This window comes from Clostridium sp. HCP1S3_C6 (assembly GCF_052066735.1).
In the GTDB taxonomy this organism is placed as follows: Bacteria; Bacillota; Clostridia; order Clostridiales; family Clostridiaceae; genus Clostridium.
The window spans coordinates 146,896-172,608 of record NZ_JBQHRN010000001.1 but is presented as its reverse complement, the minus strand read 5'-3'; the positions used below and the strand labels follow the sequence as shown (position 1 = coordinate 172,608).

Annotated in this window: 20 protein-coding genes, 21 tRNA genes and 1 pseudogene; 7 read left to right on the top strand and 35 right to left on the bottom strand. The window is 28.7% G+C overall.

Going from position 1 to position 25,713, the window contains the following annotated elements:
• Positions 1-128 precede the first annotated feature (128 nt).
• Genes ACTNAO_RS00935 through ACTNAO_RS00925 form a run of 3 tightly spaced genes read left to right on the top strand, consistent with a single transcriptional unit; the run spans position 129 to position 1,994 of the window.
• The gene (locus ACTNAO_RS00935; RefSeq protein ID WP_441046255.1) at positions 129-470 is read left to right on the top strand and encodes a helix-turn-helix domain-containing protein; all 342 of its coding nucleotides are present in this window, start codon (positions 129-131) and stop codon (positions 468-470) included.
• A gap of 32 nt (positions 471-502) precedes the next feature.
• A complete protein-coding gene (locus ACTNAO_RS00930) occupies positions 503-784 on the top strand; it encodes a hypothetical protein (RefSeq protein ID WP_441046256.1) in 282 nt (93 codons plus the stop codon).
• A 34-nt stretch (positions 785-818) separates the two neighbouring features.
• Positions 819-1,994, top strand: coding sequence for a tyrosine-type recombinase/integrase (locus tag ACTNAO_RS00925; RefSeq protein WP_441046258.1), 1,176 nt, complete (start codon positions 819-821; stop codon positions 1,992-1,994).
• Between the two features lie 56 nt (positions 1,995-2,050).
• Here ACTNAO_RS00925 and ACTNAO_RS00920 read toward each other — a convergent pair.
• Positions 2,051-2,127, bottom strand: a tRNA-Arg gene (locus ACTNAO_RS00920).
• Positions 2,128-2,327: 200 nt separating this feature from the next.
• Here ACTNAO_RS00920 and ACTNAO_RS00915 point away from each other — a divergent pair.
• A pseudogene (locus ACTNAO_RS00915) lies at positions 2,328-2,546 on the top strand (methylated-DNA--[protein]-cysteine S-methyltransferase); the annotation flags it as partial.
• A gap of 73 nt (positions 2,547-2,619) precedes the next feature.
• Here ACTNAO_RS00915 and ACTNAO_RS00910 read toward each other — a convergent pair.
• The 23 genes from ACTNAO_RS00910 to rph all read right to left on the bottom strand — a co-directional run bounded on the left by ACTNAO_RS00910 (position 2,620) and on the right by rph (position 6,402).
• A tRNA-Gly gene (locus tag ACTNAO_RS00910) sits at positions 2,620-2,693 on the bottom strand.
• 5 nt (positions 2,694-2,698) lie between these two features.
• Positions 2,699-2,784 (bottom strand) — tRNA-Leu (locus tag ACTNAO_RS00905).
• Between the two features lie 3 nt (positions 2,785-2,787).
• A tRNA-Lys gene (locus ACTNAO_RS00900) sits at positions 2,788-2,863 on the bottom strand.
• A gap of 7 nt (positions 2,864-2,870) precedes the next feature.
• Positions 2,871-2,945 (bottom strand) — tRNA-Gln (locus ACTNAO_RS00895).
• Between the two features lie 3 nt (positions 2,946-2,948).
• Positions 2,949-3,024, bottom strand: a tRNA-His gene (locus ACTNAO_RS00890).
• 2 nt (positions 3,025-3,026) lie between these two features.
• Positions 3,027-3,103: transfer RNA gene (locus tag ACTNAO_RS00885), tRNA-Arg, on the bottom strand.
• 25 nt (positions 3,104-3,128) lie between these two features.
• Positions 3,129-3,202, bottom strand: a tRNA-Gly gene (locus tag ACTNAO_RS00880).
• A 5-nt stretch (positions 3,203-3,207) separates the two neighbouring features.
• Positions 3,208-3,282, bottom strand: a tRNA-Gly gene (locus tag ACTNAO_RS00875).
• Positions 3,283-3,298: 16 nt separating this feature from the next.
• Positions 3,299-3,382 (bottom strand) — tRNA-Leu (locus ACTNAO_RS00870).
• A 10-nt stretch (positions 3,383-3,392) separates the two neighbouring features.
• A tRNA-Lys gene (locus ACTNAO_RS00865) sits at positions 3,393-3,468 on the bottom strand.
• Between the two features lie 7 nt (positions 3,469-3,475).
• Positions 3,476-3,550, bottom strand: a tRNA-Gln gene (locus ACTNAO_RS00860).
• 3 nt (positions 3,551-3,553) lie between these two features.
• A tRNA-His gene (locus ACTNAO_RS00855) sits at positions 3,554-3,629 on the bottom strand.
• Positions 3,630-3,637: 8 nt separating this feature from the next.
• Positions 3,638-3,713 (bottom strand) — tRNA-Lys (locus ACTNAO_RS00850).
• A 3-nt stretch (positions 3,714-3,716) separates the two neighbouring features.
• Positions 3,717-3,793 (bottom strand) — tRNA-Arg (locus ACTNAO_RS00845).
• Between the two features lie 23 nt (positions 3,794-3,816).
• A tRNA-Gly gene (locus ACTNAO_RS00840) sits at positions 3,817-3,890 on the bottom strand.
• Positions 3,891-3,918: 28 nt separating this feature from the next.
• Positions 3,919-3,992: transfer RNA gene (locus tag ACTNAO_RS00835), tRNA-Gly, on the bottom strand.
• Between the two features lie 5 nt (positions 3,993-3,997).
• Positions 3,998-4,072 (bottom strand) — tRNA-Gly (locus ACTNAO_RS00830).
• Positions 4,073-4,106: 34 nt separating this feature from the next.
• A tRNA-Pro gene (locus tag ACTNAO_RS00825) sits at positions 4,107-4,182 on the bottom strand.
• A gap of 5 nt (positions 4,183-4,187) precedes the next feature.
• Positions 4,188-4,264: transfer RNA gene (locus ACTNAO_RS00820), tRNA-Arg, on the bottom strand.
• A gap of 103 nt (positions 4,265-4,367) precedes the next feature.
• A tRNA-Pro gene (locus tag ACTNAO_RS00815) sits at positions 4,368-4,443 on the bottom strand.
• An 82-nt stretch (positions 4,444-4,525) separates the two neighbouring features.
• Positions 4,526-5,002, bottom strand: coding sequence for a metallophosphoesterase (locus ACTNAO_RS00810; protein WP_441027452.1), 477 nt, complete (start codon positions 5,000-5,002; stop codon positions 4,526-4,528).
• Between the two features lie 37 nt (positions 5,003-5,039).
• Positions 5,040-5,651, bottom strand: a complete 612-nt coding sequence (locus tag ACTNAO_RS00805; protein ID WP_441027453.1) for an XTP/dITP diphosphatase — start codon at positions 5,649-5,651, stop codon at positions 5,040-5,042.
• Between the two features lies 1 nt (position 5,652).
• A complete protein-coding gene (gene rph / locus ACTNAO_RS00800; RefSeq protein ID WP_441027454.1) occupies positions 5,653-6,402 on the bottom strand; it encodes a ribonuclease PH in 750 nt (249 codons plus the stop codon).
• 155 nt (positions 6,403-6,557) lie between these two features.
• On the opposite strand from rph, the gene ACTNAO_RS00795 reads away from it, so the two are divergent.
• Positions 6,558-7,964 (top strand): hypothetical protein, encoded by a 1,407-nt coding sequence (locus ACTNAO_RS00795; protein ID WP_441027455.1) that lies wholly within the window; start codon positions 6,558-6,560, stop codon positions 7,962-7,964.
• Between the two features lie 48 nt (positions 7,965-8,012).
• On the opposite strand, the gene ACTNAO_RS00790 is transcribed toward ACTNAO_RS00795, so the two are convergent.
• On the bottom strand, positions 8,013-9,419 hold the full coding sequence (locus tag ACTNAO_RS00790; RefSeq protein WP_441027456.1) for an ABC transporter substrate-binding protein: 1,407 nt from the start codon (positions 9,417-9,419) through the stop codon (positions 8,013-8,015).
• A 102-nt stretch (positions 9,420-9,521) separates the two neighbouring features.
• Here ACTNAO_RS00790 and ACTNAO_RS00785 point away from each other — a divergent pair, with 102 nt between their 5' ends.
• Positions 9,522-9,818, top strand: coding sequence for a hypothetical protein (locus ACTNAO_RS00785; RefSeq protein WP_441027457.1), 297 nt, complete (start codon positions 9,522-9,524; stop codon positions 9,816-9,818).
• Positions 9,819-10,207: 389 nt separating this feature from the next.
• Here ACTNAO_RS00785 and ligA read toward each other — a convergent pair whose 3' ends face one another.
• The gene (gene ligA, locus ACTNAO_RS00780; protein ID WP_441027458.1) at positions 10,208-12,208 is read right to left on the bottom strand and encodes an NAD-dependent DNA ligase LigA; all 2,001 of its coding nucleotides are present in this window, start codon (positions 12,206-12,208) and stop codon (positions 10,208-10,210) included.
• A gap of 30 nt (positions 12,209-12,238) precedes the next feature.
• Entirely contained in the window at positions 12,239-14,509 is a 2,271-nt protein-coding gene (gene pcrA / locus ACTNAO_RS00775; protein WP_441027459.1) for a DNA helicase PcrA, read from the bottom strand.
• A gap of 185 nt (positions 14,510-14,694) precedes the next feature.
• On the opposite strand from pcrA, the gene ACTNAO_RS00770 reads away from it, so the two are divergent.
• Positions 14,695-16,353, top strand: coding sequence for a glutamine--tRNA ligase/YqeY domain fusion protein (locus ACTNAO_RS00770; RefSeq protein ID WP_441027460.1), 1,659 nt, complete (start codon positions 14,695-14,697; stop codon positions 16,351-16,353).
• Between the two features lie 47 nt (positions 16,354-16,400).
• On the opposite strand, the gene ACTNAO_RS00765 is transcribed toward ACTNAO_RS00770, so the two are convergent.
• The 8 genes from ACTNAO_RS00765 to ACTNAO_RS00730 all read right to left on the bottom strand — a co-directional run bounded on the left by ACTNAO_RS00765 (position 16,401) and on the right by ACTNAO_RS00730 (position 25,616).
• Entirely contained in the window at positions 16,401-17,567 is a 1,167-nt protein-coding gene (locus ACTNAO_RS00765; protein ID WP_441027461.1) for an iron-containing alcohol dehydrogenase, read from the bottom strand.
• 146 nt (positions 17,568-17,713) lie between these two features.
• On the bottom strand, positions 17,714-19,363 hold the full coding sequence (gene gltX / locus ACTNAO_RS00760) for a glutamate--tRNA ligase (RefSeq protein WP_441027462.1): 1,650 nt from the start codon (positions 19,361-19,363) through the stop codon (positions 17,714-17,716).
• Between the two features lie 67 nt (positions 19,364-19,430).
• The gene (locus tag ACTNAO_RS00755; RefSeq protein ID WP_441027463.1) at positions 19,431-20,150 is read right to left on the bottom strand and encodes a pseudouridine synthase; all 720 of its coding nucleotides are present in this window, start codon (positions 20,148-20,150) and stop codon (positions 19,431-19,433) included.
• Positions 20,151-20,253: 103 nt separating this feature from the next.
• Positions 20,254-21,012 carry a lytic transglycosylase domain-containing protein gene (locus ACTNAO_RS00750; protein ID WP_441027464.1) on the bottom strand — a complete coding sequence of 253 codons (759 nt, stop codon included), beginning with the start codon at positions 21,010-21,012 and terminating at the stop codon, positions 20,254-20,256.
• 24 nt (positions 21,013-21,036) lie between these two features.
• Entirely contained in the window at positions 21,037-23,136 is a 2,100-nt protein-coding gene (locus ACTNAO_RS00745; protein ID WP_441027465.1) for a triple tyrosine motif-containing protein, read from the bottom strand.
• Positions 23,137-23,247: 111 nt separating this feature from the next.
• Complete coding sequence (locus ACTNAO_RS00740; protein WP_441027466.1) at positions 23,248-23,808, bottom strand: beta-class carbonic anhydrase; 561 nt, start codon at positions 23,806-23,808, stop codon at positions 23,248-23,250.
• A 14-nt stretch (positions 23,809-23,822) separates the two neighbouring features.
• Complete coding sequence (locus ACTNAO_RS00735; RefSeq protein WP_441027467.1) at positions 23,823-24,251, bottom strand: YaiI/YqxD family protein; 429 nt, start codon at positions 24,249-24,251, stop codon at positions 23,823-23,825.
• 15 nt (positions 24,252-24,266) lie between these two features.
• Complete coding sequence (locus tag ACTNAO_RS00730) at positions 24,267-25,616, bottom strand: glucose-6-phosphate isomerase (protein WP_441027522.1); 1,350 nt, start codon at positions 25,614-25,616, stop codon at positions 24,267-24,269.
• Between the last annotated feature and the right edge of the window lie 97 nt (positions 25,617-25,713).

The following is a 25,713-nucleotide window of genomic DNA, read 5'->3' as shown; positions in this document are numbered from 1 at the left end:
AAAATTTAATATTATATGTCGAATACTTCATTTTACTTTAGTATTCTTAACTTATCTTTACTTTTCAACTTTTTCGTGGTATACTTCGATATATAGAAGTAATAGATATAAAAAAGATGGTGATTGGTATGTTTGATAGGCATAGAATTATTAAAATAATGGAATATAAAGGCTTGACTAAATATGGTCTTTCAAAGCTTTCAGGAATATCTCAAACAACAATTGGAGATATACTTGGTGGTAAGAAAGTAAGCCCTAAAGTCGATACTTTAGAGCGTATTGCGAAAGCTTTAGATGTGCCAGTAACATCGTTTTTTGTAGAAGACAACATGCAAGAAATAGAAGATACATTTAAAGAACTTTCTGATGAAAACAGAATATTTTTTAGTGAATATGAAAAATTAAACCCAAAAGCAAAAAAACAAATGTACCAAATTTTAAAAACCTTTAATGAAGAAACCGAAGAATAAATAGTAAAGAAGGTATGTTTATGGGGGAAGAATTGAAATATGCCACTATGTTGGTACACTGTGGAGAATTACGAATTGAATATATAGATATGGATACCAGTTTTACTGGTTCACTTACAGAAAAAAATGACCAATATGTAATGATTTTGAATAGCAGATTGTCGGCAGAATACAATTTTAAAAAATTACTACATGAAATTAAACATTTAAAACACATAAAAAGTAAATTAAACAATCACTTATGTGAAGAAGAAGCTAAAAACTTTGAAAGTTACCCAGTTGATTATAGCCAGCTGGTTAATTTTATAGATTGATTAGAACATATGTTTGTAAAGGAGGTTTTTTATTATGGCAGTAAAGACAAATTACAAAATGAACGGTAAAGAATATTACCGAATATCTGCAAGCTTTGGTAGAAATGCAGAAGGTAAATTAATTCGTAAATATTTCTATGGGAAAAACAAAAAAGAAGCCGAGCAAAAATTAGAAGAATATAAAAAAAGCATAGAGAGTGGAATAAAACCCATTAAAAATTTATTTCTAGCCCCTACAATGCACACTTGGTTGTTTGAAGTAGTAAATATATCTAATAAGATAAAACCCTCTACATTTGAACGATATGAAGGTTTATATCGTAACTATATAAAAACTTCTAGTTTAGCTAGAGTAAATATAAAAGATATTACTTCCCTACAGATACAGAAATATTATAATAATTTATTTAAAAAAGAAAATAAAACTACAAGTCAAATAAATAGTGTAAATAAATTATTAAAACATTTTTTCTTTTACTGCATCAAGGAAGATTACATTTTAAAAAATCCATGTTCTAATGTAGAGATACCAGGCAAAACGGAATATAAAGAAAAAGAAATTGATGTATTTAATGATGATGAAATAAAAGCTATTGTATGCTCTACAGAAAAGAAATTAATACGATATATAGCAACTGTATGTGTTTGTACTGGCTTAAGGCGTGGAGAGTGTCTAGGGCTTAAATGGAGTGATTTAAATTATAATACTATGGAGATATGTGTTAATAGAAGTGTTAAAACCGTGGGTAAATTTAAAGATAACGGGGATAAGTATTATGAAACAATAGTACAGTTCCCAAAAACAAAAAATTCTGTTAGAACAATTCCACTTCCAGCAAGTTTAATAAATACATTTAAAGAACTGAAAGTACTTCAAAATGAAAATATTTTAAAAGCTGGAGATAGTTATAATAAATCTAATAAGGATTTTATTTTTTTATCTGCAGATGGGAATTTAATAGATAATTCTAATTTAAGTAGAGCATGGAAAAGATTTTTGAAAAGATTAAATATTAAATATATAAAATTCCATGCATTAAGACACACTTATGCTACAAAACAATTTGAAGCAGGATTACCTCTCAAAACTGTATCAGTTCTTTTAGGACACTCTGACATAAGCGTAACTGCAAATATATACACTCATGTTATGAAAAAAGAAAAGGAAAAAAGTATTGATATAATTACTAATGTGTTAAAAATGTGTTAAAACTCTTAGGAAAGTATAAATACAAATTTATTAACCTTAGATATACCAATACTTTTTGGTGCTCCTAGAGGGATTTGAACCCACTACTTCAGGATTCGAAGTCCTGCACTCTATCCAAATGAGTTATAGGAGCATATTCTTTTAATCAATATATAACTTTCTCATTAATTATATATTATAAACAAGAGTACTTCAATATTTTACAATTAATAAACAATAGATTGTTTCTCATTTAAATGTTATAATTAATCAAAAACTAAAAAAGAATTGATTTTTATGACGTATATACAATTATACAATTCGCCACTTGGAATAATTTATATAAAAAGTGATGGCAAAGTTGCTACTTATAATGATATTGCTAAAAAAATAGCTGAATATAGAGGAATAAAAAAAATGTCAGCTCAAGCTGTAGGCGGTGCTGTAGGTTGGAATCCTATTTGCATCATTATTCCTTGTCACAGAGTTATTGGTTCAAATGGAAATTTAATAGGTTATGGTGGAGGTCTAAAAAATAAAGAAAAGCTTTTGCAACTAGAAAAAATTTATTAACAAAATTATTTTATATAAAATTATATAAAACAAAAACTCATAAACTTTTTAAAGTTTATGAGTCAATCTTGTATGGAGCAGGTAGTGGGAATCGAACCCACCTTTCCAGCTTGGAAGGCTGGAGTATTACCGATATACGATACCTGCTTAAATGGTGCAGATGAAGGGAATCGAACCCCCATGCCCGAAGGCGCTAGATCCTAAGTCTAGTGCGTCTGCCTAGTTCCGCCACATCTGCTTGTGGTGGCTTACCGGGGAATCGAACCCCGGACACCTTGATTAAAAGTCAAGTGCTCTACCGACTGAGCTAGTAAACCATATAAATGGCAGGGATAGCAGGATTCGAACCTACGAATGCTAGAATCAAAATCTAGTGCCTTACCGCTTGGCGATACCCCTGCGTGGGGTGAGTAATGGGACTCGAACCCATGACAACCAGAACCACAATCTGGCGCTCTACCAACTGAACTATACTCACCATGGTGCGTGTTAAGGGATTCGAACCCCTGGCCCACGCCTTAGAAGGGCGTTGCTCTATCCAGCTGAGCTAAACACGCTTAGATTATTATTAAATAATCTTTATGGAGCAGGTAGTGGGAATCGAACCCACCTTTCCAGCTTGGAAGGCTGGAGTATTACCGATATACGATACCTGCTTATTTGGAGCGGAAGACGGGACTCGAACCCGCAACATCCACCTTGGCAAGGTGGCGCTCTACCATTGAGCCACTTCCGCATAAATAAAATATATATGGTGCAGATGAAGGGAGTCGAACCCCCACGCCTAAGGCGCTAGATCCTAAGTCTAGTGCGTCTGCCAATTCCGCCACATCTGCATATATATTTTGGTGGCTTACCGGGGAATCGAACCCCGGACACCTTGATTAAAAGTCAAGTGCTCTACCGACTGAGCTAGTAAACCATGTAAATGGCAGGGATAGCAGGATTCGAACCTACGAATGCTAGAATCAAAATCTAGTGCCTTACCGCTTGGCGATACCCCTGCGTGGGGTGAGTAATGGGACTCGAACCCATGACAACCAGAACCACAATCTGGCGCTCTACCAACTGAACTATACTCACCAAAAGAATGGTGCGCCATCACAGGTTCGAACTGTGGACACCCTGATTAAGAGTCAGGTGCTCTACCAACTGAGCTAATAGCGCATATGGTGCGTGTTAAGGGATTCGAACCCCTGGCCCACGCCTTAGAAGGGCGTTGCTCTATCCAGCTGAGCTAAACACGCTTAGATTATTATTAATAATCTTTTGGAGCAGGTAGTGGGAATCGAACCCACCTTTCCAGCTTGGAAGGCTGGAGTATTACCGATATACGATACCTGCTTATTTTCTTTTAATTAATAATAATATTTGGAGCAGGTAGTGGGAATCGAACCCACCTTTCCAGCTTGGAAGGCTGGAGTATTACCGATATACGATACCTGCTTACTTGGAGCGGAAGACGGGACTCGAACCCGCAACATCCACCTTGGCAAGGTGGCGCTCTACCATTGAGCCACTTCCGCAATTAAACAAAAAAAACACATTGTTTAATTATTATGGTCGGGGTGACAGGTCTCGAACCTGCGACCTCATGGTCCCAAACCATGCGCGCTACCATCTGCGCCACACCCCGATATTTGGTGCGTGTTAAGAGATTCGAACTCCTGGCCCACGCCTTAGAAGGGCGTTGCTCTATCCAGCTGAGCTAAACACGCATACTCTTAACATTGACAACATTTGTTCTTTTCGATGAGAACGAATATTATTTTAATACACTTCTTTTTCATTGTCAAGACTTTTTTTGAAAAAATCTTGTATTGGTCGGGGTGACAGGTCTCGAACCTGCGACCTCATGGTCCCAAACCATGCGCGCTACCATCTGCGCCACACCCCGAAAACTTACATACGTCCTAACAACAATGACTATTCTACCGTATGTAAATTAATTCGTCAATACTTTTTTTATATTTTTTTTATTATTTTATTTCTTTTAGATAAACACTAGGTTTTCTGCCTTCTTCTACTTCTATAAAACCTATTGATCTTTGACTATTTCTAGGTAATGAAGCACTGCCAGGATTCATTAATATCATATTTTCTTCTTCTAAAATAATACTTTCATGAGTATGTCCAAATAAAACTATATCCGCCATAACCTCCTTACCTTTGTAAAATATATTAGTTAAAGAACTCTTTACGCTATAATTATGCCCATGTGTAATAAATATAGTTTTTTCATCTAATCTTATTATTTCTTCATTAGGATATTTAGTTGAAAAATCACAGTTACCTCTAACTACGTATACTTTCCCCTTAAACCCTTTAGATATATATTCAGCGTCATCTACATTATCGCCTAAATGTATTAAGATATCAGCCTTCTTTATCATTTCTTTAACCTTATCTATATATATTTGTATCCTATGTGTATCACTAACAACAGCTATTAACATAAAATCACCTATCCTATGTTCAATATATTTAGATATATTAGATATATCTTTTTATAATTATCTTAAGTTTATCTAATGCAGCCCCTCTATGACTTACAGAATTTTTTTCTTCCATTGACAACTCTGCAAAAGTCTTTTTTAATGGTTCATAATAAAATAATGGATCATATCCAAAACCATCAATGCCATTTAATTTATTTAAAATTATTCCTTGTGCTTCTCCCCTTATACTTTCATATTTACCACTACAATCAATAATTGATATTTGACAGACAAACTTTGCCTTTCTTTTTTCTAAAGGTACACCTTTTAATTCTTCTAATAACTTTTCATTGTTTTTCCTATCATCACCGTGAACTCCAGAATATCTTGCAGAATATACACCTGGAGCTCCTTTTAAATATTCTACTTCAAGTCCAGAATCATCAGCCATTATTATAAAATTATCCTTTCCTTGTTTTTTTAAATATTTAAAAATTTCTTGAGCCTTTTTCTTTGAATTTTCTTCAAATGTTTTTCCATCTTCTTCTACATCTATAAATATATTTTCTTCTTTTAATGACTTTATATCAATATTAATATCCTTTAATATGTTTTTTATCTCTAAAATTTTATGCTCATTATTACTAGCAATTATAAGCTTTTTCATTTTATTCATCCTCTCCAGTTCCTATCCATAATCCATCCATTTTCAATGAATCTTTTTGAATTTGTATCATTTGTCTGATACCTTTTTCTCCCAAATCAATAAGCTCATTTAATTCTTCCCTGCTAAATGGATTTTCTTCCCCTGTACCTTGAATTTCAACAAACTTTCCCTCTTCAGTCATAACTATATTCATATCAACTTTTGCATTTGAATCTTCAACATAACACAAGTCTAATATTTTTTCATCTTTAAGAATTCCAACACTAGTTGCAGCTAAGTATGTTCTTATAGGATATATTTTAAAATTTTTTTTCTTATGAAGCTTATTTACAGCATCAACCATTGCAATAAATGCCCCACAAATAGACGTAGTTCTTGTACCACCATCTGCCTGTATAACATCGCAATCAACCCATAACGTTCTTTCACCTAATGCTTTTAAATTTACTATTGATCTAAGTGCTCTTCCTATTAGTCTTTGGATCTCCATATTTCTTCCATCTATCTTGAGTCTTGCAATGTCTCTTACTTTTCTAGTTCCTGTAGCTCTTGGAAGCATATTGTATTCTGCAGTAATCCATCCAGATCCACTACCTTTTAAAAATGGCGGTACCTTTTCCTCAACTGAAACATTACATAATACTTTTGTATCTCCAACTTCAATAAAAACAGAACCTTCTGCATATTTTGTATAATGTCTAGTAATTTTAACATGTCTTATTTGATCATTTTTTCTTCCATCGACTCTCACATTTATCACACTCCAAAATAATAATTACCTTGTTTATAGTATTATATTCTTATTTATTATCAAATAATATATACCATTTAATCTTTTACTTTTATGAATTATTTTGTTATTTAAAAATATAATTATATAAGCAATATTTATGAGGTGAATACTATTTGAAATATATTGGTCCATACTTTAGAATGAATAACCTTTCTAAAGATAATATTAAAAGTCAACTTTTTTTTCTATCAAAAGAATCCTTAAAAACAATACTATTAAACTCAAAATGTGGCATTGAACTAGATAAAAAAGCTAACCTTACAAATGATATTAACATACAAAATAAAATTTATCCACTTGCATGCATATATAGGAAATCCTCCCCAACACTTATTAATACTAAATCCTCAAAATCTTTTGATCAATCTACAATAAAGAAAGAAATAATCCCTCAATCAAATGCACTAATGACTTTATGTACTCTTGAATTAAGCACATATTATAAATTTTATGAAGATAATGACAGAAAAAATTCTTCTCTTAAAAATTTATATATTTCCTTATGTAAAGATCAACTTGATTTTTACTATAATAATTTAAGGAATGATGAAGGATTATTTATTTCAAAAAAAAATTCTATTGATGCTAATGTTAATTCTTATTCATTAATAAATTTAAATGATAATTTTAAATTTTCTGACCAAGCTTTTATGATGGTTACTTACTATTTGTATTCTAAAATAGGGAATGATAAGGAATCAGACGATTATAAGAATTTTTCCCTTGAAATATTTAATATGTTTGTAAACTATAAATATGAACTTTATAGTTTATCCTTTGATGAATGTGTAAAAATACTTTTTTGTTTTAATTTAATGTATAATTATTCTTCTATAAATGAATGCACAGATATGATAATTGATTTATGTGATTTATGTATTGAAAAATTTAATTCAAAAAATCATTATGCATCGTGTATTGATTATACAGCTTTACTTGCTATATGCTTAAATGATTCTTATAAAATAACAAAAATAGATTCATTTCTTGAAGTAAGCAAAAGCATACTTCAAGAATTTAAAAAGATGTATGATGAAAAGAATAATATTTTTATAAAACCACCTAAAAATGAAGCAAAAAAGAACAAAAAAGAAATTAAGTACTCCTGTACTGAAATAGCTTTGTATTTTTTAGCTGTTCTCATTTTAGACGAAGACATGGGAAACAACATTTTTAATAAAATTACCCTTTCTAATATGTATAAAAAGATTATCATAGATTCATCAATAATATGTAGCTTTCCTGAAGCACCAACTTTAGATGAAATAGAAAGATATAGAAAACTTTCACTTTTGTCTGATGATATGCTCGAAGAGATAAGTTTCAGAATGCCACGATGCAATTCTCCAAAACATACTTCTCTTGCTCCTGTCTTTATTAAAAGTATAACTTACAACAGAAAAAAAGGCACTTTCTCTGTTAAACATAAAGTATTTGATAGTAATAAAAATTTTCTGATTTTCTTTTTGATTATTTACTATTTAAAAGATAATATTATATCTCAAATGAACTTTACTTAAATATGATTTTATTGAGGCTTATATAAAACATTTATATAGGCCTCAAATTCAATGCTTTTGCATATTTAGAAAATCAAAAGCGCCATAAAAATCTAGTTTAAAGTTGGTTATTTTTCTAGAAACTGCAATATTATTATTATAAAAAAATAAGGGTCTTATAAGACAATTGTTGAACAATTCATCATTATTACTTTCACTTTCTAAAAACAAGTCTTCAGAATACATATAAATATCATATCTTTTTATTAATTCATTATCATTCATTTCTTCAGAAGTTCCTAAATAATAATTAACCACAATGTTATACTTATCCTCAAAATATTTTTTTATATATTCAATCCAATATCTATTTTCAGGATTATCCTCTGCTAAAATGCTTATTTTGTTTATATCATTATTATAATCAATACTATTCATAATTACTTTTCTGCTTTGTATTATATTTATATTATTTTTTTCTTGAATGTTATAAGAACATTCAGCTGGCTCTATATAGTACATATTTTCATTAACGTAATTAGTAATACTTGTATATAACATCTTATATATATTGCATCTTTTATTAAATTCTAATGTATTATTGAATTGTGTAATCATCACTCTATTTGAAATATTAGTAAACAATTCATTTTTATCTTTTAAAGACGCTAAATAATCTTTTGGAGGTTCTATAATTATATCCCTTTTGCCTATTTGATAATCTGCCATGGCAAATTCACTAGACTCATCTTTTTTTAATATAATACATTCTATATTATTTTTAGAATTAGAATACTTATTTTTATATATAATCATCTCATTATTATCTGCATAATCAATAGAATACTCACCTGAAAATAATATTTTTTTATTATTCAAAGTAATATTCTCCCATAGATTTAATGATTTTCTTAGTTTGTATTGAATTTTTGTTAATTCATCTAAAAAATTATTATTAGGAACATTAAGTCGTATTTTTAGTATATTATTTTCATATGTAATCCCTGTATTTTCAAAAGTACATTTTTTATTTCTATAATCAGTTATTCCAAAAACATCAAGTAATGCTTTTATATTTTGTTCTTCTTCATAATCTGATAACTCCTTAAAAAAATCAACAAAATCCTTTGCAGATATTTTACTGCCATTACTAAAATAGCAATCATCTTTTATCTTAATAAGATATTCAATGCCATTATCCTTTATTTCATAACTTTCAGCTAAATCAGGTATAATATTTCCTTCATAATCCTTTAAAAAAAGTCCTCTTGATGTAGCACAAATAATATTATTATCGTGTATAGTAAAATTGTCTACACATTTTAAATTCACCTTTATATCACTTACAGAATAAACTATACTTTCATCCTTAAATTCAGAATCAGCATCTCTTATTTCAACATGATTTGTTACAAAATATATACCTACCAAAATGCATACTATAATAAATATTATATAAATAACAACCTTCTTCATAAATATCTCCAATTATTTTTACTAATAATTCTTTCCAATTCAAAAATTTATATTCATATGATATAATAACTTTTATATATAATAATTTTATGGAGGTATAATATGTCTATTTTGTTAGGTGCAACTTGCATTATTGCTATGATATTTATGACCGTTTTCACATTTATAGGAATATGGTTATTTATAGTAGCTCTAAAAGCATTTAATCAACTTAAATATAAAAATTATATTTTAGAAAAAATGTATGAAAAAATGGATTTTCAAAAAGAAACAAATGAAAAAATGACTTTTGATGAATTTAAATATTACCTTGATATGACTAAAGAAAATGAAGAAAATAAAATTCAATATAATTCAGGAAAAATAAATAATATAAAAGACTTTGAGAAAATAAGATAGGGTTGCTATTAAAATAGTAACCCTAAAAAAATGCATTTTAGTATAAAAAATGGAGATAATAATCAATTTATTACTTAACGTAATACAAAATTTATTACTTAACGTAATACAAAATTTATTACTTAACGTAATAAATTGAATATATAATTATAAAGCAAAATAAAGCACTAAATAAAAAATATAATAACCTTCTCTTTCCTTTTTCAAAAAGCAAAAAACGTATTGCAAGTAAAGCCATTGTAACAGAAAGGCTTACTTGTATAGGAAGATATGAATTAAATATCATATCCACATACAAAAACTGATATGATGTTAAAAAAGTACATATTATCATAATACATGTTATCCATGCAGCAATGTTGGTTAATATATTAATTATTTTTTTCACTTTACTCACCTTTTATCTTTTCAAAATCTTCTTCTGAAAGTACTGTTATTCCTAAATCCAATGCTTTTGTAAGTTTTGAACCAGCTTCAGCGCCAGCTATAACGTAATCAGTTTTTTTACTTACACTTCCAGAAACCTTTGCTCCAAGTAATTCCAATGTTTCTTTAATTGAAGTTCTTGAATAGTTCTCAAGTGTTCCTGTAACAACAACAGTTTTACCTGAAAATTTACTTTCTTCTATTTGAGCCTCTTCATAATGAGGTTTTACTCCAAGTTCTAATAACTCTTTAATTATACTTAAAACTTTATCTTCTTTAAAAAATTCCATTATAGATTTTGCTACTATATCACCTATATCTGAAACCTTAGTTAAATCATCAATATTTGCTTCTTTTAAGGCATCTAATGATTTAAATTCTTTTGCTAAATCCTTTGCTGTTTTTACACCTACATTTGGTATCCCAAGAGCATAAATAAATGCATGTAATTCAGGAGCCTTACTATTTTCTATTGCATCAAGAAGATTTTGGGCTTTCTTCTCACCAAACTTTTCTAATGTTAATAAATCTTCTTTTTTCAATTTGTATAAATCTGATATAGATTTAATGTTAAGTTTTTCAAACAACTGTTCAGCTGTTTTTTCAGAAAATCCTGCAATATTCATTGCTTCTCTTGATGCATAATGTACTATGCTTTTTACCATTTGTGGTTTACACGAAAGAGTATTTTCACAAAAATAATGTGCTCCATCTAATATAACATGACTGCCACAGGCTGGACATAAAACAGGTGGTTTTATTTCCTTTGAACCCCTTAAAGTATCTTTTACTACTCCCATAATTTCAGGTATAACATCATTAGAACGACGTACAAATACATCTGCACCTATTCTTACACCTTTTCTAATTATATCATCCATATTATTTAAAGTAGCTCTCTTTACTGTAACACCTGCAAGCTCTACTGGTTCTAATATTGCAACTGGTGCAACTCTTCCGCTTCTTCCTATATTCCATTCTACATCTAAAAGCTTTGTTGTAGCTTCTTGTGCCTCAAATTTATATGCAATTGCCCATTTAGGAAATTTTATAGTATAGCCTAATAATTCTCTTGTTCTAATATCATCAATTGCTATTACAAGTCCATCTATATCATAATTCAAGTCAAATCTTATACTTTTTATATAATCTATTTCTTTTTCAATTTCCTGAACATTTTTACAGACTTTTAAATAATCGTCTACTATAAAACCTTTTTCTTTTATAAATTTCATCATTTCTAAATATGATTTAAATGGTGTACCTTCATTATATCCTATATCATAGAAAAAAGCTGAAAGATTTCTTCTTGCTGTTTCCTTTACATTTAAATTTCTAAGAGCACCTGCTGCTCCATTTCGTAAATTTTTAAGAGGTTCTTTTGCTGTTTTATTATATTTTTCAAAGGCTTCTGTAGTCATAACAGCTTCTCCATGTACTTCAATTACATAGTCATTATTTATTTTTAATGGTACTGATTTAATAGTTTTTACTTGAGGAGTAACCTCTTCTCCTATTTCTCCAGTGCCCCTTGTAGCTGCAACTTCAAGAATTCCTTTTTCATTATATGTTAAATTTATTGTAAGTCCATCAAATTTTTTAGTAAGAACATATTTAAGATCTGGTAAATTTTCTCCCTTTGCCCTCATTTCTTCTACAAATTTTATATTTCTATTATGCCATGCCTTTATTTCTTCAAGACTTTGAGCCTTATCCATACTCCAAAGTCTTCCTTGATGCTTATATTTTTTAAATCCTTCTAAAACTGTATCTCCAACTCTTAATGTAGGTGAATAATCAAGTACATAATTTTCTTTTTCTTCTAATTCCTTTAACTCATCATATTTTTTATCATATTCTTTATCAGTTACAGATGGATTATCTAATGAATAATATTCATAAGAATACTTATTTAATTCATCTACTAATTCATGAATTCTTTTTATATTTTTATTGTCGTTCACCTTTGTGCCTCCTAAATTAAATATATTTTATTATACCATTTTTAGCTTTGCAAAGGATAGCATAAGAGTTTTTACACCTTGCCTGTCAAATGCAATTGTTAATTTTTTATCCTTTCCTGCTGGCACTACTGATACAACAGTCCCTATTCCAAATTTATCATGTTTTACCTTCATACCCATTGTCACCTTATCTGATGTAAGAACTTCAGAATCATCTAAATTACTGCTAGAATTTACATTACTACTTAATTTTTCTGTATAAAGATATCCTGCAGCTGACCTTTGATTTCTAAGACTATGCGGATTGTTATATGCAGAAGGTTTTCTAAAACTACTATTTGAAGTATTGTTTTCCATAGATCTTTCATTTATATATTCACGTAATTTCAAATCTATTTCAGATATAAATTGAGATTGACTATAGCTTACAGTTCTACCAAATACTCTTCTAACTTCTGCTGATGTAATATAAAGCTTCTCCTTTGCTCTTGTAATAGCAACATAACATAATCTTCTTGCTTCTTCCATCTGACTTTCACTTTGTAAATCTGAAAGACTTGGAAATAATCCATCCTCCATTCCAACCATAAATACAATAGGAAATTCAAGTCCTTTTGCACTATGAACTGTCATAAGCACAACAGAACCTTCTCCCTCTTCCTCTTCTTCTAGCTTATCAGTGTCTTGAACTAGTGAGACTTTTTCAAGATATGCAGATAAAGATTTATCTTCACTAGTTTTTTCAAAATCAACAGCATCAGAAACTAATTCTTTTAAGTTTTCAATTCTGCTTTTGTCTTCTATTTCTTTTGAATTTTCAAGTTCATGCATGTAGCCTGTATCTTCTAATATTGTTTCAATAAGCTGTGATACTGGTATTGTTTCTGATAAATCAATAAAATTATCCATAAGTTCAGTAAATTTAGATAAAGTTGATGTATTTCTTGATGTTAATGTAGGAATATTACCAGCCTCTACTAAACCATCCCATAAATTTAACCCATACTCATCTACAAAATCTTGAACCTTTGTAACTGTAGCATTTCCAATACTTCTTTTGGGTACATTAATAATTCTTTTTAAACTTATATCATCCTGAGGATTTAAAATAACCTTTAAATAACATAAAATATCTTTTATTTCTTTTCTATCGTAGAATTTTGTACCTCCTACTATTTTATATGCTATACCTCTTCTTCTAAGAGATTCTTCAAATATACGTGATTGAGCATTTGTTCTGTAAAGAATAGCAAAATCATCATATTTTCTTTTTTCTTTTAATTTTAAATCTGCTATAACCTTTGAAACAAAATCTCCTTCTGATTTATCATCAAAAGCTCTATAAATTTTAATTTTATCTCCTGACTCCTGTTCAGTTCTAAGGACCTTGCTTTTTCTATTGGCATTATTCTTTATTACTGTATTTGCTGCCTGCAAAATATTATCCTTAGATCTATAATTTTGCTCAAGCTTTATTACCTTTGCATTAGGATAATCTTTTTCAAAATCAAGTATATTAGATACATCCGCTCCTCGCCACATATATATACATTGATCATCATCTCCTACAACACAAAGATTTTTATACTTTGCTGCAAGAAGTTTTACAAGTTCATATTGTGCTCCATTTGTATCTTGATACTCATCAACCATGATATATTGAAATTTTCTTTGATAAAATTCAAGTATATCTGAATTTTTCTTAAAAAGCTCTACTGTTTTTGAAATTAAATCATCAAAATCCATGGCATTATTTTCTTTTAATTTCTTTTGATACATTAAATATACATCTGCAATTTTATTTTCTCTAAAGTTACTTTCAAATTCCCTTTTAAAACTTTCTGGACCTTGCATTTTATCCTTTGCTCTACTGATTTTACCCATAACTTCTCTAGGATTTATATCTTTATCATTAATATCTAGTGATTTCATACATTCTGTTATTAATGTTTTTTGATCTGAAGAATCATATATAGTAAAATTTTTCTTATATCCTAAGTGTTCTATTTCTCTTCTTAATATTCTTACACATGTAGAGTGAAAAGTTGATATCCACATATCTTCCGCCTTATCACCTACCAATTTTTTTACTCTGTCTTTCATTTCTTTAGCAGCTTTATTAGTAAATGTAATTGCCAAAATTTTGTATGGATATATTCCTAAATCTTCAATCATATGAGCCATTCTATATGTAAGAACTCTTGTTTTTCCTGATCCTGCACCAGCTAATATTAATACCTGCCCATCTATAGTAGTTGCACCTTCATACTGTTCTTTATTTAATAGTAATTTTAAATCCAATTTAACTCATTCCTCCACAAATATAATGAATATTATTATAACACATTTATATATTTTTTATTTTACCATAATTAAATTCCATTTTTTCTTTATTTTTTTCTAATATTAGATTAAAATTAATAGTATTAGTAAAATGTACAGCATTGCTGTTTTTATATTTAAAATAATTAAGAGAGGTTGAAGTTATGACAACAGAAATTAATTCTTCAAATTTTATAAAAAACATAATTAAAGAAGACTTAGAAAACGGAAAAGTAAAAGAAGTTATTACTCGTTTTCCACCAGAACCAAATGGCTACTTACATATTGGCCATGCAAAATCAATATGCCTTAATTTCCAAGTAGCAGATGATTTTAATGGCAAAACAAATTTAAGATTTGATGATACTAACCCAATTAAAGAAGACACAGAATATATAGAATCTATAAAAGAAGATGTAAAATGGTTAGGCTTTGAATGGGATAATTTATTTTATGCATCAAATTACTTTGATACAATGTATGAAAAGGCACTACTACTTATTAAAAAAGGAAAAGCTTATGTATGTGATTTAACTCCTGAAGAAATGAAAGAATACAGAGGTACATTAACAAAGCCAGGAAAAGAAAGTCCTTACAGAAATAGAACTGTAGAAGAAAATTTAAAATTATTCCAAGAAATGAAAGATGGAAAATATAAAGATGGTGAAAAAGTTCTTAGAGCAAAAATAGATATGGCTTCTCCTAACATAAATATGAGAGATCCTATAATTTACAGAATTGCTCACATTACTCATCATAATACTGGTGATAAATGGTGCATATATCCTATGTATGATTTTGCCCATCCTTTAGAAGATGCTATAGAAGGTATTACTCATTCTATTTGTACATTAGAATTTGAAGATCATAGACCTCTATATGACTGGATAATTAATGAATGTGAAATGGAAAATATTCCTCACCAATATGAATTTGCAAGACTTAACATTACAAACACAGTAATGAGTAAAAGAAAATTAAAAGCATTAGTAGATAACAACATAGTAGATGGTTGGGACGATCCTAGAATGCCTACTATATCAGGACTTAGAAGAAAAGGATATACTCCTGAATCAATAAGAAATTTCTGTAGTGCTATAGGCGTTGCAAAAAATTCTTCAACTGTAGATGAACAAATGCTTGAATATTTTATAAGAGAAGATTTAGATCCAAAGGTTCCAAGAGCTATGGCTGTTTTAGATCCACTAAAACTTGTTATTACAAATTATCCAGAAGGACAAAGTGAACTTCTTCCAATAGAAAACAATCCAAAGGATGAAAATGCAGGCGTTAGACAAGTTTCTTTTTCTAGAGAACTTTATATAGAAAGAGAAGACTTTATGGAAGAACCTCCAAAGAAATACTTTAGATTATTTCCTGGAAATGAAGTAAGACTTAAAGGTGCTTACTTTGTAAAATGTACTGATTTTATTAAAGACGAAAATGGAAAAGTAATTGAAGTTCACTGCACATATGATCCGGAAACAAAAAGTGGTAGTGGTTTTACAGGAAGAAAAGTAAAAGGAACTCTTCACTGGGTAGATGCAAATTCTGCACTTAATGCAACATTTAAGTTATTCGAACCATTAATTTTAGATGATGTTCCAGAAAATGAAGGCAAGGATTTCTTAGATCAAATTAATCCAAATTCATTAACTGTATTAAAAGGATTTATTGAACCTTCTGTTAAAAATGCTAAAGGTAATGATAAATACCAATTATTTAGACATGGATATTTTAATGTAGATCCTAAAGACTCAACAGAAGATAACTTAGTATTTAATAGAATTGTTTCACTTAAAAGTTCATTCAAACTTAAATAATAAAAATAGCTATGCATTAAAATTTCTAATGCATAGCTTTATTTTTATTAAAAATCTACTTTAGTTCCATAATAAGTGCAATTATATAATTTTTCCATAGTTTCATCATCTATTTTTCTAGGATTAGATCCTGTACATGCATCTAAAACAGCATTATGAGCCATAAATTTAACTTGAGCTTTAAATTCCTCTTCATCTATACCATATTCTTTTACTGTATGAGGTATATTTAATTTTGTATTTAAATCATTAATTAAATTAATTAGTGAATCTGTTAATTCTTTATTATTATTTCCCTCTAATTTAAGATCCTTTGCAATTTGTCCATACCTTTCTTCACATTCTACCCTATTATAATTAATTACAAAAGGTAAAAACATTGCATTAGCACATCCATGAGGTATATGAAATACTGCTCCTATTTTATGAGCCATTGAATGAACTATTCCAAGTAATGCATTACTAAATGCCATACCAGCCAAACATTGAGCATCATGCATACTACATCTAGCTTCTTCATCTCCATTAAACGAATTAATTATATTTTCTCTTACCATTTCAATAGCTTTTATTGCAAGAGGGTCAGTAAAATTAGAACTGCATGTTGAAGTATATGCTTCAATAGCATGAGTTAATGCATCCATTCCAGTATGAGCTACTAACTTAGGTGGCATTGTTTGAGCTAAATCTGAATCTACAATTGCTATATCTGGTGTTAAATTAAAATCAGCTAATGGGTATTTTATATGTGCCTTATTATCTGTAATAACTGAAAATGCAGTTACTTCTGTAGCTGTTCCACTAGTAGATGGAATTGCTATGAATTTTGCTTTTTGTCTAAGCTCTGGAAGTCCAAATGGAACTACTGCTTTTTCAAATGTAAAGTCTGGGTATTCATAAAATATCCACATTGCTTTTGCAGCATCAATAGGAGAACCTCCACCCATTGCAACTATCCAGTCAGGCTGAAATTCTTGCATTTCTTTTGCACCTTTCATTACTGTTTCAACTGATGGATCTGGTTCAACACCTTCAAAAAGATATGTTTCTATGTTGGCTTCTTTTAAATAATCTTGTACCCTTTTTAAAAAGCCAAATTTTTTCATTGAGCCACCACCAACTACTATAAACGCCTTTTTACCTTTAATGTTTTTAAGTTCTTCTAATGTACCCTTTCCATAATAAATATCCCTTGGTAATGTAAATCTTGCCATAATAATCCCTCCATTTCTCAATAAATTCCAAACGCTTTTATAACGTTTACGTGACGTTATAAATTTAAGAAAAAAATTTCCTTAAGGAACATTCCTTAAGGAAATTATATCATAAATGTCTGCTAAATCCTATGATAAATATCGTATTATCTTACAAATTGTTCAAATCTTTCTTTTACCTTGTTTTCTCCTAAAATAGTCATTATTGTATGAAGATCTGGAGTATTAGATCTATGTGTAATAGCAGCTCTTACTGCACCTGCCACATCAGATACCATTCCTTTATATTCTTCTGGATTTTTCTTGAACTTCTTTCTATCAGTAGCATATCCAAGTTCTACTGCTATTTCTTTAAGTTTTGAGAACCATTCATCATTATCTTTTCCAATTTCAAATTTTTCTTTATAAATTGATATTATTCTCTTAGCTTCTTCCATATCAATATTCTTTGGAATTTCTACATTTTCATCTTTTTCAAATAAAGAATCAAAGAAATAGAATATTTTTTCTCTTACATCATCCCATTTAGCAAAATCTTTTCTTGGTTTTGGTCCTTCCTTATCAATATTAAATACTTCTTTCATCATAGATTCATTTGATGAAACTAATTTATACATTTCTTCATCATATTCTTTTGCCCATTCAATGTATTTTTCATATACGTCTTCAGCCTTTATTTTTGATATAACATTTTTACTTACATCATTAAGCTTTAATATATCAAATAAAGCACCACTTTTACTCATTTTTTCTAAAGCAATATTAAATTCATGATAATCTTTAGTTGGATTTTCTTCTCTCCATTCTTCATAACTTGAATTTATTATATTAAGTAAATATTCTATAACTGATTCAACAGGATAACCTTGCTCCTTATAATAACTTACAGCACTTTCAGGATCCTTTCTCTTACTTAACTTTCTTTTAGAACCATTATCCATCTTCATGATTGTAGGAATATGTGCATAATTTGGCACATCAAAACCTAAAATTTCAAATAATTGAACGTGTATTGGTAATGATGATAACCACTCTTCACCTCTAATAACATGCGTAGTTCCCATTAATGCATCATCTATAGCATGAGCAAAGTGATATGTTGGTAATCCATCAGATTTTATTATAACTATATCTTGATCATTTTCAGGAAAAGATATATTTCCTTTTATTAAATCATGGAATTTAACCTTATTATCAAAATTTCCAGGTGATTTTAATCTTATTATGTATTCTTCACCATTTTCTATTTTTTTGATAGCTTCGTCAGCAGATAAATTTCTGCATGTAGCATATTTACCATAGTAACCTGGAGTAACTTTTTCTGCTTTTTGATTTTCTCTAACTTCATTTAATTTTTCAGCACTACAGAAACATGGATATGCAAGACCTTTTTCTATTAAGCTCTTTGCAAATGTACTATATATTTCTTTTCTTAAACTTTGTCTATATGGTCCGTAATTTCCTTTTTCAGAAGTTTCTCCTGTCATACCTTCTGTAAAATTCATTCCAAAGTTATTCATTGTTTTAATTGTGTCTGAAATAGCTCCTGGGACTTCTCTCTTTTGATCTGTATCTTCTATTCTTAAATAAAATACTCCATCTGTTTGACTTGCTAATCTTTCATTTATAAGTGCAGCAAAAACTCCTCCTATATGTTGGAAACCAGTTGGACTTGGTGCATATCTTGTTACAACCGCACCTTCTTTTAAATTTCTTTTTGGATATTTTTCTAAATAATATTCTGGTGTTTTATCTACATCAGGGAATATTAAATTAGCTAACTTTTCTAAACTCATTTATTCACCATTCCTTAAATAATATATTTTTATATTATGTAGTCACATACCTTATATTATATATTTTTTAGTAGCTTTTTAAAAGGGCAATTTCAGAATCTGTAAGTTCTCTATATTCTCCTTCTTCTAAATCTAGATCAAGCTCTATGCCACCAAAACTTATTCTTTGAAGATATATTACACTTTTTCCCACAGCTTCAAACATTCTTTTTACTTGATGGAACTTACCTTCCTGTATTGTAATATTTACTTCAGACGTGCCATCATCCAAAATATTTAAAATTTCAAGTTTAGCTTCCTTACACTTATAACCATCATCTAAGGTAATTCCATTTTTAAATTTTTCTATATCATCCTCATTTACTTCTTTATCAATTTTAGCAAAATATACTTTATCCACATGATGCCTTGGAGATATTAATCTATGGTTAAGTTCACCATCATTTGTTAAAAATAAAAGTCCTACTGTATCTTTATCTAACCTTCCAACTGGAAAAGGTTCAAATACCTGATGATCTGGTTCTAATAAATCAATTACAGTTTCATCTCTATTATCGTATGTTGCAGAAATAACACCAGCAGGTTTATTCATTAAAAGATATATATACTTTCTATAAAAAATTTCTTCACCATTTATTTTTATTACAGATTTTTCAGGATCAATATTTAAGCTGCTATCTTTTACAATTTCACCATCAACTTCTATCATTCCTTTTCTGGCCATCTGCTTTACTTCTTTTCTTGTACCATATCCTAAATTTGCAATAATTTTATCTAATCTTTCCAAGAAATCACCTCCAAATTATTTTTTAATTTCTATGTCTTTTATAATTTTAGCATAAAAAAACTGTATTACACAAATGCACAATACAGTTTATATAAATAATTATTTAGTTATTATTAGCATAACTATTATAGTAACTTAAAACACTAGGCACATAATTTTGTGTTTCTTTAGGCATTTTATAAAGCTCACTTGCAGATGATACCCCTCTATTTTGAACAGTTCCAATTCCTGCATTATATCCCATTAATGCCATGCTTACATCACCATTATAATAATTTAAAAGCCATTTTAACTGTTTAACTCCACCTTTAATATTGTCATCAATATCATAAGGATTTGAGACTCCGTCTTCTTCACAATTTTCAGGCATAAGCTGCATAAGCCCCATAGCTCCAGCATACGATGTAACACTTGGATCAAAATCTGATTCTTGCTTTATTACCGCAAGCACTAAATTAGGATCAACACCATATTCAGAAGCATATTTATTAACAGAGCTATAAATTTTCTTCATTGTTTCACTGCTGCTTTCTGTTGTAACATTTCCAGTAAAACCACCCTTAACTCCTGAAATTAAATTAAGAATATTAGAATTATTAATCTTAAGAGGAATTTTTTGAAGGTTAGTCCCTTCTCCTAATATTTCTGAACCTGTTGAAATTGCATTTTTTACATTATCCTTTGATAATGCATTTAAAATATTTTTTGTATTATCATCTTTAGTTGAATTTTGAAGTGAATTTAAAAGTGATTGATATACAATTTCAAATTCCATTCCATCTCCTAAACTTTCCTGTAATACATTTTTCATCATACTAAGTTGCAAAAGTTCATTTGCATCCTTAATCCCATTAATCTCCATTTCTTAACCTCTCCATATTTTTTCTTATGAAACTTCAAAAATCATTTCATCATAATCTTCATAATTAACATTTTTATAAAAACTCTTTGCCATAGCCATAACTCTATGCTCACCCTTTACAAATGGAATAAAAGTATAATAATTTTTTCTACTATAATCCTGTACCTTCATCCAATTACCATTTTCCATAACATAAAATTCATAACATACATCTTTGCCACCAGATGAAGTTACATAAAAAGAAACCTCTTTATTTACTTTTATTTCATTTATATTATAACTTATTTTAGTATTAATTACAGGCTTATTTTCATAAACATATACACTTATTTCTTTTTTATCATCATATTTTTCGTCACTTTTTACATTCTTACAGTATACAGTAAAAGAATATTTTCCTGCACACTTTGGAATAATCTCTATATTTTTTTCCCTTTGATAATTAATTGTATCTACTTCTCTTCCATTAATCTTCATTGTATACTTCATAAGTGTATTTTCTGTATTTTGAACTATAGATTTAATGCTAATAGTATCTCCTACAACATAACTTTTTCTATTCTGAAGTAGAATATAATCGATTTTGGCAGCTATAAAATCTGTTGCTTTTATTTTTACAATACAGCTATTATCAAATTCTTTATCAGAAAATTTATCCTTGACTCTTACTTCGATTTCATAATTTCCCTTTTCTTCAGGAATAAAATCTACCCAATTAGATGGACCATAATCTATTCTTTCTTTTTCTATTTTATCCTTATATACAATAAAAGCATATTTAAGATCTAGGCCACCTTCAGCAATAATTTTGATATTTGTTTTTTCTCCAACTAATATGCATTTCTTTTCAGATATAATTTGCGAAATTCTAATAGGAATACTAGAACAATTATCAACATTATATGAAATACTCTTTTTATCTTCATACTCATCATTACATGAAGAATCTTTAACTAAAACAGTAATATTGTACTTTCCCACTAATTTTGTAGTCCATAAATATTCATTTGATCTTATAAAACCTGTATCTTCTTTAACTTTGCCCTCAATTATATACCTATATAATAATTGTCGGCCGCCAATTGCATCAACTTTAATATTTACTTTACTTCCATTTAATTCTGTTGATAATACATCAGTACTTATTTCATTTAATATAACTTTATCATACTTCTTTACATCGTATATCATAATTGCTCTATCATCAAATTCATTGTTTGATAACATATCACGTGCAAGACATAATAATTTATATTTTCCAGCTGTATTTTCTGAAAAACTTACACTTTGACTAGAAGAATAATCCTGAATACATATTTTCTCCCCAAAATTATTAATTTTAATAAATTTGTATAATATTGTTCTTTCATTATCTAAATTTGTTTGAACTTTAAATGACAATTCATTTCCTACTATACGTTTTTTAGTTAAACAATTAAATTTTACTATTGTTACCTTCTTTTCCTTTTCATAAACTTCAAAATTAACTGTTGCAAAATCATCAAATTTTTCTAATGATTTTTCATTTTTACATTCAATTAATATTTCATATTTCCCCTTAAATGTAGGAGTAAAAATAAATGTACTTTCTTTTGAATAATCTCTAAGTGCTTCCCAACCACGCTTACCATTTAACCAAAATCTATACATAAGATTATCACAAAATCCACAAACATTAATATTTATTTTTTCACCAATAATTAATTTATCCTTACTTATTTGAACATTTTTAATATATTTATTTTCTATACTCTTATTATCTATATTTTTAATATTATCATGGCATTTGTTTTCGAAACTATCATTACATTTTATGTTTAATATATTATCTTCTTCATTTTCTAATTCTTTAACCACTACTTCGCCTTTTGTCATAAAATCAAATGGCTTTTTAGAATTAATTTTCTTTGCTTGAACCATTACTATATATTTTCCCTGCCAATTAGGAATCCATGTACACTCATTTTTTTCTGAATAATCTTGAATAGTTTTCCATATTCCATCTATGCCAACAATAAATTTATACAAAACATCCTTATCAATAGGTTGTACTTTTATTATTTTTTCTTTATTTACACATGCTACATTTAATTCTGTGTCAAATAATATTTGTAATTCACTCACCCTAATCACCTCTCCAAAGCTCTTTTCTATTTTATCATAATTAACAAATATTGGAAATAGTTTTTTAAAAAAATAAACTGTACCCTATTATGTACAGCTTACTCATTTATATTACTCATATCCATTTACCACTACATTAATTTCACCTGTTTCTGGTGACATAACAAGTCCATGAACTGCAATATCCTTTGGAATTAAAGGATGATCTTTTATAGTTTTTACATTTTCTTTTATAGATTCTTCCACAGAATTAAATCCTCTAAGCCAATCTTTTAAATCATGTCCTGAATATTCTAAAACATCAATTACTTCTTGAGATATACCTCTTTCTTTTATCTTTTCCATTAATTCATTTACATTAACATTACACATACCACAACCACTATGGCCTATAACAAGTATCTCCTCTATATTAAATTCATATATTGCAACTATTATACTTTTCATTACACTTCCAAAATGACTTGTTATCTCAGCGCCAGCATTTTTAACTATCTTTACATCACCATTTTTAATATTTAGTGCCTTTGGTAAAAGTTCTGTAAGTCTAGTGTCCATACATGAAAAAATTAAAATTTTCTTATCTGGTGTTTTTGATGTAGCAAACTCCTCATATTGCTTATTTTTTACAAAATTCTTATTGTATTCTATCATTTCATCTAATCTTCTCATAAATTCCTCCTTAATTATTTTAATAAACCTTTTAAATTTTTTAATAATCTTTTATCATCTTCACTTGTACGTTTTCTTGGATTTGACGTTTTTCCTCCACCACGTCTTATTTTTTGGCTTGTATGTCTCTTTTCTAATAAATTATCTATATTATCTTCTGTATACATATGACCACTTGGATTTAATATGCCCTTTGCCTTAGATAAACACATGGCAGCAACTCCATAATCTTGAGTTATTACAATATCTCCCTTTTCTAAATTATTAACAATATACATATCAACACTTTGAAAACCACTATCTACTACCCTTACTTCTGAATAATCACTTGTGATATAGTGATTTATATCACAAAATATAATAACTTTTACTTGAAATTCTTTAGCTTTAGATTCAATTAAAGGGATGCTTGGACAAGCATCCCCATCAATTATAATTTTCATATGTTTATAAAAATATTAAAGTCTCTTTTCAAGTTCTTCTTTCATATCTTCGTATCCTGGTTTTCCAAGTAAAGCAAACATATTCTTCTTGTAAGCTTCAACACCTGGTTGGTTAAATGGATTAATTCCTAGTAAATATCCACTTATTCCACAAGCCTTTTCAAAGAAGTAAACTAATTGACCAAAATAATATGGTGAAATTTCTGGTACATTTAATACTAAATTAGGAACTCCTCCATCATTATGTGCAAGTAAAGTACCTTCAAAAGCTTTATGGTTAACATAATCCATTTCTTTTCCTGCAAGGAAGTTTAATCCATCAAGGTTTTCATCATTTGCTTCAATAACAACTTTCTTCTTTGGAGTTTCAACATTTATTACTGTTTCAAAAAGATCTCTTCTACCTTCTTGGATATATTGACCCATTGAGTGTAAATCTGTTGTAAAGCTAACTCCTGCTGGGAATAATCCCTTGTTATCTTTACCTTCTGATTCTCCATAAAGTTGTTTCCACCATTCATTGAAATAAACTAATGCTGGTTCATAGTTAACAAGTATTTCAATTTCCTTACCCTTGTTATATAATGCATTTCTTACTGCTGCATACTTATATGCATCATTTTCCTTTAATGAAGGATTAGCATATTCTTCTCTTGCATCAGCTGCACCTTTCATTATTTCATCTATATCAATTCCTGCTGCAGCTATTGGAAGTAATCCTACTGCTGTTAATACTGAGAATCTTCCTCCAACATCATCTGGTACTACAAAAGTTTCATATCCTTCTGCATCTGCTAAAGTTTTTAATGCTCCTTTAGCTTTATCAGTTGTTGCATATATTCTCTTCTTAGCTTCTTCTTTTCCATATTTCTTTTCAAGTAAATCTTTAAATATTCTAAAAGCTATTGCTGGTTCTGTAGTAGTTCCTGATTTAGAAATTACATTTACAGAAATATCTTTTCCTTCTACTGCTTCTAAAAGATCTGCCATATATGTTGAGCTTATGTTATTTCCAACATAGAATATTTTAGGTGCTTTTCTCTTATCCTTATCTAAAGCATTGTGGAAAGTATTTGTAAGCATTTCAATTGCTGCTCTAGCGCCTAAATAAGAACCACCAATTCCTATTACTATTAATGCATCAGAATCAGATTTGATTTTTTCTGCTGCTTTTTTAATTCTTTCAAATTCATCTTTATCATAATTAACTGGAAGGTCAATCCATCCTAAAAAGTCATTTCCAGCTCCACTTTTATTATGTAATTTATCATGAGCTGCTTTTACTGCTTCCTCCATGTATTCTATTTCATAGTCATTAAGAAATGCAGTTGTTTTACTTAGATCTAAACTTAATTTTTTCACAATTATTACCTCCGGAAATTATTATCTTTACTTACCATTTTTTATTATAACACATTTTTTAGTAATTTATATTTTATTTTTTTAAAAAAAGAGCCCCAAA